This is a genomic window from Microbacterium sp. (assembly GCF_039812165.1).
GTDB lineage: Bacteria > Actinomycetota > Actinomycetes > Actinomycetales > Microbacteriaceae > Microbacterium.
The window spans coordinates 1-10847 of record NZ_JBDIAB010000091.1; the positions used below are offsets into that span (position 1 = coordinate 1).

The window sequence follows — 10847 nt, forward strand, 5'->3', positions numbered from 1 at the left end:
CGCCGCTACCAGCGCCGCGCCGTCTCGCGGCGCGCGGCGGCATCCGTCGTCCGCACCGGGAAGAGCTCGGCCAGACGCGTGTGCACGTCGGCGGTGGCCTCGCCGAGCGCCCGCGCGCGGGCGGTGAAGTCCTCGCCCGCGACCGCGGCGCGCAGGGCGACCCGCCAGGCGTCCTCGACGCCGGGCAGGAACTCCTGCGCGAACACGAGCGACCCGCGCGCCGCATCGTCGGCGCCGGCCGCGTCGGGCCATTCGCCCTCGACGGAGCCGACGGCACGCGCGACGTACGGCGACCCGTCGGTCGACAGCGCGGTGGTCAGCTCGACGTCGGGGTTGAGGCCGGCGTGGAGCTGACGGAAGACCTTGACGATGACCGGTGCGCCGTCGCCGTCGGTGCGGTACACGATCGACGTGTTGGACTGCTCGCCCGACAGGACGCGGGCGAGGTAGCCCGTGCCGATCGGCGGCGGCGCGTCGGCGGCGCGGCCGGTCGCGCCCATCCCGGGACCCGTCGCGGTGCCGCCGGCGGTGACCAGCCGCAGCAGCGGTCCGGTGAACGCGGGATCGTGCGTCCCGTCGACGAGCGTCATGCCCGGCCCCAGCTCGCCGATCGCCACGGCGTCCTCGCCGACCGTGTCCGTCGGACGCGCGACGGTGGGCACCTGATACAGCGTCGGCGGCGTCGACCCGTCGTCGGCGATCAGGTGCGTGCGCACGAGCACGCCGTCGCCGGGGAGATCCCACGACGCGATCGCACGCAGGCGGGGGAGGCCGGTCTTGGTCGCGTACCAGCGCTGCTGCGGCATCCAGGCGGCGAGGAGCACGAGAGCGTTGTCCATGGTGCGAGCGTATGCGGGCCCGGGCCGCGCTGTCGAGCCGGATCAGCCGCCCGCGCGCACCCACGTCTCCACGGCCGTGAGGCGGCCCTCCCACGTCTCCGCGCGGACGAGCCCGGCGTCGTGGAGCGCGGCGAGGTCGTCCGCGACGTCGGCGTCGGCGAGCGCGCGGCTGCGCACGTAGAAGACGCGCGGCAGCTCGGCCATCAGCGGCACGGCATCGGCGCTCGTGGAGCGCTCGTCGAACAGGTCGGCGCGGTCGCGGCCGGGCACGAGGAGGGTCACGTCGACGAGGTCGCCGACGGCGTCGGGATGCATGAGCCCGATGAGGCTGGGCCAGGTGCGGTAGTCGATGGGCGTCGAGTACAGGATGCCGTCGCCGGGAGCCGCGTTCCGCTCCAGGTACGCGACGGGCGCGGGCCAGTCCGCGTTCTTGGCGGCGAGCTGCCGGTTCGCGGCGAACGCGCCCACGCCGGTGAGCGCGACGGTCACCGCGAGCACCACGGCGGTGACGCCGCCGAGCGCCCGCCGGACGGTGTCGGCGAACAGCACGCAGAACGCCGGCGCCGACAGCACGAGCGCGCGCGGCTGCAGGATCGACGGCCCGAGGACCGACACGGCGAGGATCGCGGCGGTCGGGACGACGAGCCAGGGGAGGAGCACCCGCACCGGATGCGCGACGGCGGCGAGCGCCGGCTCCGCGGGCTCGGGAGTCGCGGGCCAGTGGCGCCGCCGCACGAGCAGCGCGACCACGGCGAAGGCCAGGAAGCCCCACGCGAGCCAGCCCTGCTGCAGCTCGCGATGGAAGAACTCGCCGATGAACACGTGCCGGAGCGCCCCGGCATCCACCGCGAACGTGCCGCCGAGCTGTCCCCGCTGCGACACGACGACGAGACCCAGCGGGATGCTCGCCGCCATCGCCGCGCCCGCGGCGACGAGCAGCCGCGTGCGGCGCCGGCGGTCGAGCGGCAGCCACGCGAGGGTCACGACGTGCGCGACCACGACGAGGATCACGTAGAGGAAGACGTGGATGCCGATCACCGCGACGACCGCGTACGCGATGCTCAGGGCGGTGCTCCGACGGGTGCGGACGGCGAGCACGAGCAGCAGGGTCAGCAGGGTCGCGAGCGCCGTGGTCAGGGCGAACGAGCGCGCCTCGGTGGCCATCCACGCGGTGCGGCCGAGGCCGGCGAACAGGAGGGCGGCGGCCGCGGCCGACCACGCGGTGCCGAACTGCCGCGCCAGGGCGTAGACGAGCGCCGCGGCCGCGCCGACCGCGAGCGTCGACGTGACGCGCAGGGCGAACGGGTCGGGCCCGAACGCCACGGCGATCGGATGCATGAGCGCGTAGTACAGGCCGTGCACGGCGTCGATGTGGCCGAGCATGGCCCACAGGCTCGGCCACGCTCGCGAGGCCCCGGAGTAGGTCGCCGCCTCGTCGTACCAGGACGACGGCGTCGTGATGCCCTGCGCCTGCACCACGACGAGCAGGACGGCACCCGTGACCACCAGGGCGGGTTCGAGCCAGAGCCGGCCGGAGCGCGCGGCGCCCGGCGCGACGGCATCCGCTCGTGTCATCGCGCCCCCGTGTGCTCTGCGCACGACGACGCTCGTCGCGGTGCGTGCTCGTGTGGAGTGTAGTTCAGCGGGCGGGTCTCAGCCTGGCGCGCCGCGACTGGCGAACGGATGCCGGCCGTGGGACAGTGGAGGCCAAGACAGGAGGTCTGAGATGATCGTCGACTTCGTTCTCTTCATCGTGCTGCTGCTCGGCGGGTTCTGGCTGTTCGGGCTCGCGCAGGTGTCGCCGGTGGCGCCCGGTCTGGTGTTCGTCGCGGGCATCCTGGCGATCAGCGTCGGGCTCGCCTACATCACGCGGGCGCGCGGCGGCGCGACCAATCGGGGCGGCGTCGCCGGCTCCGACCACCGCGAGTCGTAAGCGCCCGCCTCAGCCGTCGCCGTCCTCCACGGCGGCCGGCATCGGGATCGCGATGCTGACCGCCGTGCCGCTCTCGCCGAGCAGCGAGATCGACGGCGCGTCGGCCAGCCGGTCGGCGGCCGAGCGCGGCTCGAGGGGCTCGGACGGGAGCCCCGCCCACTCGGTCGGATCCTCCGGTCGCTGCGTGAACATGCCCATGCCCCCATTGTGCGCCCTCGGCGCGCCGCCGGCGCATCGCCGGCCGACCTCGCTCGATCGCGGCCTCAGGCCGAGACGCGCTCCTGCTCCTGCGCGGCGGCCTTCGCCCGCTGATCGCGGGAGTGGCGGAGGTGCTGCACGGCGCTCATGCCGACCACGATCGCCAGGAGCACGTAGAGCACGATCGTCATCGGCGACGAGACGAGGATGCCGGGATCGCCCTCCGAGACGGCGAGCGCACGGCGCAGCTGCGTCTCGGCGAGGGGGCCGAGGATCGCGGCGATGAGCACCGGCGCGAGCGGGATGGAGAAGTGCCGCATCGCGAAGCCGACGATGCCGATCCCGAGCGCCATCCACAGATCCACGGTGCGCGAGGCGATCGCGTAGACGCCGAGCACCGACAGGACGGTGATCGTCGCGTACAGATACGGCCGTGGCACGAGCAGGAGCTTGGCCCACAGCGCCGCGAACGGCAGGTTGATGATCACCAGGATGATGAGCCCCAGGAACAGGCTCGCCAGGAGCGGCCACACGAGGTCGCCGCTGCGCTCGAACAGGAGCGGGCCGGGCTGCATGCCGTACTGCTGGAACGCCGCGATCATCATCGCCGCCGTCGCCGAGGTCGGCAGTCCCAGGCCCAGGAGGGCTCCCATGGCCGAGCCGGCGGTCGCATTGCCGGCCGCCTCGGGGGCTGCGACGCCGCGGATCGAGCCGGTCGTGCCGAACTCGGGGTCGTTGCGGCGCTTCGCGAGGCGCTTCTCGGTGCCGTAGGCGAGGAACGTCGGCACCTCCGAGCCGCCGACGGGGATCGCCCCGAAGGGCACGCCGAACGCCGTGCCGCGGAGGTAGGCGGGCAGCGCCTTGCGCCAGTCGGCGAGCGTCAGGAACGGCGAGCCGTTGGGCGTGAGGATCTGCTCCTTGGCGCGCGGCTGGCGGATGTGCGACGCGATGTGGATGACCTCGCCGATCGCGAGGAGCCCGACCGTGATCACGATGATCGAGATGCCGTCGAAGAGCACGGGGCTGCCGAGCGTGAAGCGCTCGGTGCCGCTCATGCCGTCGATGCCGACGAGCGCGAGCGCGAACCCGATGCCGAGGGCCACGAGCCCGCGGACGATCGAGTCGGCCACGACCGCCGAGATGGCGACGAAGGCGAACACCGCGAGGGCGAAGTACTCGGCCGGTCCGAAGATCTTCGCGAGCTCCACGATGTAGGGCGCGAAGAACACGACGAGCGCGCACGCGATCATGCCGCCGATGAACGCGCCGATCGCCGACGTGCCGAGCGCCTTCGCGGCGCGCCCGTTCTTCGCCATGCGATGGCCCTCGAAGGTCGTCGCGATCGCCGACGAGTTGCCGGGAGTGTTCAGCAGGATGCCGGCGGTCGAGTCGCCGAACAGGCCCCCGAAGTAGATGCTCGCGAACATGATGAACGCGCCGGTGGGGTCGAGGCTGAACGTGACCGGCAGCAGCAGCGCGACGGCCATCGCCGAGCCGAGGCCGGGCAGCACGCCCACGGCGGTGCCGAGGACGGCGCCGATCACGAGGAAGAGCAGGTTCTGCGGGGTGAAGGCGACCGCGAAGCCCTCCAGGAGATGGGTCAGCTGATCCACGGGAACGCTCCTTCCAGGATGCCGGCCGGGAGCGACAGGCCCAGTCCGAGGCCGAAGGCCAGTTGGACGATCGACGAGACGATGACGGCGATGCCGATGTCGAACAGCGGTCGCTTGCTGCCGAACGCCCACGCGAGCGCCCAGAACAGACCGGCCGCCGAGATGAGCCAGCCGAGCAGGGGCAGCGCGACGATGAACGCGGCGATGGCGCCGACGGTGATGCCGATCGTCTTCCAGTCGAGCCTCGCCTCGGGCACGTCGGTCTGCGCCGCGACGAGATCCTCGGGCGCGACGACGCGGATCTCGGTGGTGTCGTCGATGCCGCCGAGATCCTCGAGCATGTCGGTGGACAGCTCGGTCGGATCGTCGGCGACGTGCGCGCGGCGCGGCGAGACCATCACGCTGATCGCGAGGGCGATCGCGACGCCGTACAGGAAGACCGTCACGATGATCGGGAAGAACTGCGGGCCGGGGAAGGCGGTGCCCTCGGGGACCTGCATGGTCACGATGCCGACGGTGAGGCCGATCGCGAGGACCAGCACGCCGGCGACGACGATCAGCTCGCTGCGGCCGGTGTACCACCGGGGCGTCGCCGCGAGGCGCAGCGTGCCGGTGGTGGCGGTGGGGGGCTCGACGGGGGTCACAGGCCCAGCTCCTTCATGATCTGCTCCGTGCGCTCGGTCTCGCTGCGGATGAACTCGTCGAACTCCTCGCCGACCATGAAGCTGTCGACCCAGTTGTAGCGGGCGAGCGCATCGCGCCAGTCGGCGGTGTCGTGCATCTCCGTGATCATCGCGACGAGCTCGTCGTAGACCTCGTCGCTGATGCCCGGCGGGGCGACGTAGCCGCGCCAGTTGGCCATCGACACGTCGTAGCCCTGCTCGACGAACGTCGGCACGTCGATGCCCTGCACGGGCTCGGGCGCCGAGACGGCGAGGGCGCGCAGGTTGCCCGACTCGATCTGGTCGCGGAACTCGTTGTAGCCGGAGAGGCCGGCCTGCGCGGTGTGCGACAGGATCGAGGTCACGACCTCGCCGCCGCCCGGATAGGCGATGTAGTTCACGTCGCTCGGGTCGACCTCGACTGCCCCGGCGAGCATGCCGGCCAGGAGGTGGTCGATGCCGCCGAGCGAGCCGCCCGCGATCGCCGTGCCGCCCGGATCGGCCGCGAGCGCCTCCGCGAAGTCGTCGAGCGTCTCGTAGGGCGAGTCTCCCGGGACGACGAGCACGTTGAAGTCGTCGGCGAGGCGGGCGATCGGCGTGACGTCGCCGAGATCCACCGACGAGTTGTTGATCAGGATGCCGCCGATCATGACGCCGCCCGTGACCATCAGCACGTCGTGGCGATCGCCCATCTCGGCCACCTGCCCGAGCCCGATCGTGCCCGAGGCGCCCGGGACGTTGACGACCTGGATGCCGCCGGCGATGTTGTCGTTGCGCATGACGCGCTGGGCTTCGCGCGCGAAGCTGTCCCATCCGCCGCCGGGAGCCGCCGGGGCGACGATCGTGAGCTTCGTGCGCGGGCTCTCGCCGCTGCCCGAGGCGCTCGCGCTGATCGCCGCGACGGCGAAGAGGGCGACGGCGGCCACGCCGACGACGATGCCGCTGATTCTTCGACGGAGCATGGTCCTCCTGCACTTCGCTGTGACGTTGCTCAGTAGGATGACACCACTCGCGGTCGCCGGACGGGCGACGCGTCGATTGTGCTCATAGATGATCATGACTGCCGAGGTGCCGATGGACTCCGCCGGCACCGCCCCCCAGGTGCGCGGCCGGGTGCTCTTCGTCCTGCTCATGCAGTGCCTGGTGGTGCTCGCGTGCGTCGGCGCGACCACGGCGATCGCGGCGGCGGTGCAGGAGCGGAGCATCCGCACCGCGACGTCGGAGCGCGTCCTCGGCGTGGCGCGGAGCCTCGCCGCCCTCGACCAGGTGCGCAGCGCGGTGGTCCTCCCGCTCGCGCAGGCGACCGCCGAGCTCCAGCCGCTCGCCGACCTCGTCGCCGAGGCCTCCGGAGTGGACTACGTGGTCATCACCGATGCCGACGGCATCCGCATCACGCACCCGACCGAGGCCGAGCGCGGCAAGCCGGTCTCGACCGATCCGTCCGGGGTGCTCGCGGGCGAGACGTTCCTCGGCACCGAGACCGGCACGCTCGGGCCGACCCTGCGCGCCAAGGTGCCGGTGCGCGACGGCGACCGCGTGATCGGCGCAGCGTCGGTCGGCATCCTCGAGAGCGAGATCGCGGCGGACTTCACCGCGGCGCTGTCGGGCCTGATCCCGTGGGTGATCGGCTCGGTGCTGGTCGGCTGCCTCGCGAGCGCCGCGCTCACGTCACTCGTGCGTCGGCGCGTGCGGCGGCTCGAGGCGCACTCGCGCGAGCTCCAGTCGCAGCGGCGCGTCGCGTCGGCGCTGCGCGAGCAGACGCACGAGTTCCACACGCGCCTGCACGTGATCCGGGGTCTCGTCGCCGAGGGCGACGACGACGGCGCCCTCGCCTACATCGCCGACCTCGTGCCGGTCACCACCACGACGGAGGTGGCCGTCGACGTCGGCGATCCGCGCCTGCGCGCGCTGCTCGAGGCCACCGGAAGCGAGCTCGTCGCCCGCGCCGGACGCCTCGAGATCGACGAGCACACGAGCGTCCCGCGAGCGATCCTCGACGACGACGACCTGCTGGTCGTCGCGAACCTGTGCCGCAACGCCGCCGAGGCCGCGCACGGGGTCGTGCGCGTGCTCGTGCAGGCGGGCGACGGGCATGTCCACATCGAGGTCGCCGACGACGGTCCCGGCGTCGCGCCGGAGCTGCTCGGCCGCATCTTCGAGCGCGGCGTGTCGACCAAGGACGGCAACGGAGCCCGCGGCGTGGGGCTCGACCTGGTCCGACGGATCGTGGGCGGCCGCGACGGCACGATCGACGTCGGAACCTCGGCGCTCGGGGGCGCGCTGTTCGTGGTCGACGTCCCCGCGGCGACGGGGACGAGGCGGCGATGAACGGGATCCGCACCGTCATCGTCGACGACGACCCCGCGGTGCTCCGCCTGCACGCGGGGTACCTGGCGGCCGTCCCCGGCTTCACGCTCGTCGCGACGGCGCGCACGGGCGCCGAGGCGGCGCGGCTCGCGGCGCGGACGGACGTCGACTTCGTGCTGCTGGACGTCAACCTGCCGGACTTCAGCGGGGTGGAGGTGCTGCACCGGCTCCGCATCGTGCGCGAGTGGGACCTCGACGTCATGGTCATCAGCTCCGCGCGCGACGCCACCACCGTCCGGCAGGCCCTGTCGGCGCGCGTCGTCGGCTACCTGGCGAAGCCCTTCACGCGCGAGGCGTTCGCCGCGCGGCTGGAGCGCTATCGGGACGCGCGCGCGGACCGCATCGCCGAGGCCGCGCTGCCGCTCGGCCAGGGCGACATCGACGCGCTCTTCTCGGCGCGGCGCGAGCCCGCCCCCGCGCCGGGGGACGGCGCGATCGGATCCGCGTTGCCGAAGGGTCTGTCGGCGGCCACGCTCGAGCTCATCCTGACGGCGCTCGACCCGGTGCGGCCGGTGACGGTGCGCGACCTGGCGGCGCAGTGCGGCGCATCGGTGCCCACCGTGCGCCGGTATCTCGACCATCTCACCCGCACGGGCGTCGTGACCGTGTCGCACCGCTTCGGCGCGCGCGGTCGGCCCGAGGTGCTCTACCGCCGCGCGCCGACCTGAGCGGCGTCCGGCGTCCCCGGTCGCGGCGCTTCGTCGGAGATCGGCGCTTCTGCGGACGCGGGATGCTGGTGACCTCCGACCCCGCGCAGATCTCCGAACCGATGCCGCGGAGCGACGGCGGGGTCAGTGCTCCGAGGGTACGGCCGCGGAGGGCTCCGGCGCGGACTCCGCGGACGCGGCGGGCGACTCCGGCAGCTCGGGCGCGTCCTTGCGGCGCCGCACGACGTCGGTCGCCTTGCGGCTCGTGCTGCCGACCGCGTCCGCGGCCTTGCGGCCCGCGGTGCCGACGGCATCCGTCGCCCTGCGGCCCGCGGCGACGAGGACCTCGCCGGCGCGCCGCGCGCCGTACACGGCCGAGTGCTCGAGCCGCGTCGCACCCGGGCGGGGCTCCAGCTCGGCGGGATACTCCACCGGCGGCACGCCGAACGCGCGCCGCGAGCCGACGATGACGCGCCGGCCGAGCAGGTGGTTCCCCGTGCCTCCGACGGCGGCGCCGATGCCGAACGGCAGGGCCTTGCCGACGACCGAGGCGCTGCCCTTCGCGGCGAACTGGTGCACGAACGCGGTCTTCAGCCGGTCGACGAGCGGGCCCACGGCCGCGCGGGGGAGCGATTTGGTGATGAGCTCGCCCCAGTACTTGTCGCGCGTCGGGCCCTTGCCGCGCGCCTGCCGCGCGAACTGCGACACGAGATCGACGCCCTCCTTGCCGACCATGAGGGTCAGCACGAGCGCGCGCGCACGATCGGGGTTCTCGACGCGGATGCCGTGGAGCTCCGCGAGCGACTGCGCGAACAGCGTCGTCGCCTCGAGAAAGCCGACGGTCTCCACGCCGCTCAGGGCGAGCGTGACGCCGGTGCCGATGCCCGGCACGACCGCCGTCGCCCCGACCGCGGCTCCGCCGGTCGTGACGGCGGCGAGGTAGCGACGCTCCAGCATCCGCACGATCTCGGCGGTCGTGGCATCGGGATGCCGCAGCCTGATGCTCCGCAGATGCGCGACGACGACCGGGCGCTGGATCGCCAGGACGCGATCGAGCGCCCGGATCATGCGCGGATGCTCGTCGGATCCGACCGGCGGCAGTCCGCCCGCCCAGGGGGCGTCGTCGGGGAGGGAGTGGATGCGCGGGACCTTGGCCATGTCAGCGACGATCCTAGGCGGAACCGCTGAGCACGCGCTGCACGCGTCAGACGAACAGGTTGGCGCGCTCGAGGTCCTCGGCGAAGTCGACCTCGACCGCGTACAGGTCGGAGATGTCGAGCGGCTCGATCAGCACGCCGTTCTCGGCGATGGCCAGCTCCAGGCCGCCCTCGAAGTACTCCTGGTCGTCGACGCGGCCGAGCTGCGTCATGAAGGCGCGCTTGTCGCGGCTCGAGATGTAGTTGATGCCGACGGCCTCGCCGATGCCACCGCGGACGGTCTTGGAGAGCTTGTCGATGTAGCCCTCGGCCGTGACGGTGTACTTGACCTCTTCGTCGCTCACCTTGGCGGTGTTGACGGTCACGAACGACTGGTCGCGCTCGATGAGCTCGATCGCGCGGCCGAGCACGCGCGGGTCGAAGACGACGTCGCCGTTCATCCACAGCACGCCGCTGCGGCCGGTGGCCGAGAGCGCGCGGAGCAGGCTCTTGGAGGTGTTGGTCTGGTCGTAGCGGTCGTTGTAGACGTAGTCGACGTCGGGGAAGGCCTCGACGATCGTCTCGGCCTTGTAGCCGACGACGGTCGTGATGCGGGCCGCGGAGCCGAACGCGGCACGGATGTTGTCGTGCTGCTGCTGCATGATGCTGCGGCCGTCGTTCAGCTCGGTCAGCGGCTTCGGAAGGCTGCGGCCCAGCCGCGAGCCCATGCCAGCTGCGAGGATGACGGTCTGAACAGTCACGTGTTTGCTCCTGAAGGAAAGTGTTTGGTTTCGGTTCACCACGATGACACCCCTTCGTGCCGTGTCCAGGGTAGCGATTCCACCTGAGAAGGAGCCGTGCACGCCGCCTCCGTTGTCGATTCGTGACAAAAACCGCGCTCGGCGCGTCGATGCCCCGTGCGGGGTGGTATGTCACGGCTTGCTAGGTTGGTCGCGTGACGCCCACGCTGCCGCACGACGACGACGCCGACCGCACGGCCGTCGTGGTCGTGCCGCCGCTGCCGGGGATCTCCGCGGCCGCCGCCGCGACGCGGCCCGCCGCTCCGGCACCCGGGGACGCGGTCCCGCCGCCGTCCGAGAGCGTGCCGCCCAAGCCCGATCTGCCCGCCGCGGTCGCCGCCGCTCAGTTCGCCCCCGAGGCGGACGGGGCGGCGGTCGTCGCTCGGTCGGAGGACTCCGCGCCGCCGGCCGACGACACGGAGCCGCCCGCACCGCGCTCGCCGCGCGTGCGCATGTGGGTGCGCCGGCTGGTGCCGGCGCGCGGCGCCGGCACCGGGTCGGATGCCGTGACCTCGGACCCGGCTCCGCCGGAGCCCGGAGAGGTGGGACCGGAGGCCTCGGCATCCCTCGAGGAGACCGACGAGCCGGTCACGATCGCGGTCGAGGAGATCGTCTCCGAGGAGACCGTTCCCGAGGAGATCGTTCCCGAGGA

Annotated in this window: 11 protein-coding genes and 1 pseudogene; 4 read left to right on the forward strand and 8 right to left on the reverse strand. The window is 72.9% G+C overall.

Annotation, left to right across the window (positions count from 1 at the left end; all coding sequences use genetic code 11):
* Positions 1–5 precede the first annotated feature (5 nt).
* Both WML84_RS08745 and WML84_RS08750 read right to left on the reverse strand, forming a co-directional pair.
* Positions 6–839: a hypothetical protein gene (locus WML84_RS08745; RefSeq protein WP_347345759.1), complete on the reverse strand. Its 834-nt coding sequence runs from the start codon at positions 837–839 to the stop codon at positions 6–8.
* Positions 840–881: 42 nt separating this feature from the next.
* The gene (locus WML84_RS08750; protein ID WP_347345760.1) at positions 882–2414 is read right to left on the reverse strand and encodes a hypothetical protein; all 1533 of its coding nucleotides are present in this window, start codon (positions 2412–2414) and stop codon (positions 882–884) included.
* A gap of 151 nt (positions 2415–2565) precedes the next feature.
* Here WML84_RS08750 and WML84_RS08755 point away from each other — a divergent pair, with 151 nt between their 5' ends.
* A complete protein-coding gene (locus WML84_RS08755) occupies positions 2566–2772 on the forward strand; it encodes a hypothetical protein (protein WP_347345761.1) in 207 nt (68 codons plus the stop codon).
* Positions 2773–2781: 9 nt separating this feature from the next.
* Here the strand turns inward: WML84_RS08755 and WML84_RS08760 are convergent, their stop codons facing one another.
* The 4 genes from WML84_RS08760 to WML84_RS08775 all read right to left on the reverse strand — a co-directional run bounded on the left by WML84_RS08760 (position 2782) and on the right by WML84_RS08775 (position 6207).
* Positions 2782–2970 carry a hypothetical protein gene (locus WML84_RS08760; protein ID WP_347345762.1) on the reverse strand — a complete coding sequence of 63 codons (189 nt, stop codon included), beginning with the start codon at positions 2968–2970 and terminating at the stop codon, positions 2782–2784.
* A 65-nt stretch (positions 2971–3035) separates the two neighbouring features.
* On the reverse strand, positions 3036–4583 hold the full coding sequence (locus tag WML84_RS08765; protein WP_347345763.1) for a tripartite tricarboxylate transporter permease: 1548 nt from the start codon (positions 4581–4583) through the stop codon (positions 3036–3038).
* Positions 4571–5227, reverse strand: a complete 657-nt coding sequence (locus WML84_RS08770; RefSeq protein ID WP_347345764.1) for a tripartite tricarboxylate transporter TctB family protein — start codon at positions 5225–5227, stop codon at positions 4571–4573. The genes WML84_RS08765 and WML84_RS08770 overlap by 13 nt, the downstream gene beginning before the upstream one ends.
* Positions 5224–6207 (reverse strand): tripartite tricarboxylate transporter substrate-binding protein, encoded by a 984-nt coding sequence (locus tag WML84_RS08775; protein WP_347345765.1) that lies wholly within the window; start codon positions 6205–6207, stop codon positions 5224–5226. Before WML84_RS08775 ends, WML84_RS08770 begins: the two co-directional genes overlap by 4 nt.
* A 94-nt stretch (positions 6208–6301) precedes the next feature.
* Here WML84_RS08775 and WML84_RS08780 point away from each other — a divergent pair, with 94 nt between their 5' ends.
* Together WML84_RS08780 and WML84_RS08785 are read left to right on the forward strand one after the other, a co-directional pair.
* Entirely contained in the window at positions 6302–7573 is a 1272-nt protein-coding gene (locus tag WML84_RS08780) for an ATP-binding protein (RefSeq protein ID WP_347345766.1), read from the forward strand.
* Positions 7570–8280 (forward strand): response regulator, encoded by a 711-nt coding sequence (locus WML84_RS08785; protein ID WP_347345767.1) that lies wholly within the window; start codon positions 7570–7572, stop codon positions 8278–8280. The genes WML84_RS08780 and WML84_RS08785 overlap by 4 nt, the downstream gene beginning before the upstream one ends.
* 123 nt (positions 8281–8403) lie before the next feature.
* Here the strand turns inward: WML84_RS08785 and WML84_RS08790 are convergent, their stop codons facing one another.
* Both WML84_RS08790 and WML84_RS08795 read right to left on the reverse strand, forming a co-directional pair.
* Positions 8404–9417 carry a hypothetical protein gene (locus tag WML84_RS08790; protein WP_347345768.1) on the reverse strand — a complete coding sequence of 338 codons (1014 nt, stop codon included), beginning with the start codon at positions 9415–9417 and terminating at the stop codon, positions 8404–8406.
* Between the two features lie 46 nt (positions 9418–9463).
* Positions 9464–10156, reverse strand: a complete 693-nt coding sequence (locus WML84_RS08795) for a phosphocholine cytidylyltransferase family protein (RefSeq protein ID WP_347345769.1) — start codon at positions 10154–10156, stop codon at positions 9464–9466.
* Positions 10157–10350: 194 nt separating this feature from the next.
* On the opposite strand from WML84_RS08795, the pseudogene WML84_RS08800 reads away from it, so the two are divergent.
* Positions 10351–10847, forward strand: a pseudogene (locus WML84_RS08800) (hypothetical protein); the annotation flags it as partial.

Bases quoted from the DNA above. Each gene is read 5' to 3' on its own strand.
- WML84_RS08780 (WP_347345766.1), top strand. From the start codon at position 6,302: ATGACTGCCGAGGTGCCGATGGACTCCGCCGGCACCGCCCCCCAGGTG.
- WML84_RS08775 (WP_347345765.1), bottom strand. From the start codon at position 6,207: ATGCTCCGTCGAAGAATCAGCGGCATCGTCGTCGGCGTGGCCGCCGTC.
- WML84_RS08750 (WP_347345760.1), bottom strand. From the start codon at position 2,414: ATGACACGAGCGGATGCCGTCGCGCCGGGCGCCGCGCGCTCCGGCCGG.
- WML84_RS08785 (WP_347345767.1), top strand. From the start codon at position 7,570: ATGAACGGGATCCGCACCGTCATCGTCGACGACGACCCCGCGGTGCTC.
- WML84_RS08790 (WP_347345768.1), bottom strand. From the start codon at position 9,417: ATGGCCAAGGTCCCGCGCATCCACTCCCTCCCCGACGACGCCCCCTGG.
- WML84_RS08760 (WP_347345762.1), bottom strand. From the start codon at position 2,970: ATGGGCATGTTCACGCAGCGACCGGAGGATCCGACCGAGTGGGCGGGG.
- WML84_RS08745 (WP_347345759.1), bottom strand. From the start codon at position 839: ATGGACAACGCTCTCGTGCTCCTCGCCGCCTGGATGCCGCAGCAGCGC.
- WML84_RS08755 (WP_347345761.1), top strand. From the start codon at position 2,566: ATGATCGTCGACTTCGTTCTCTTCATCGTGCTGCTGCTCGGCGGGTTC.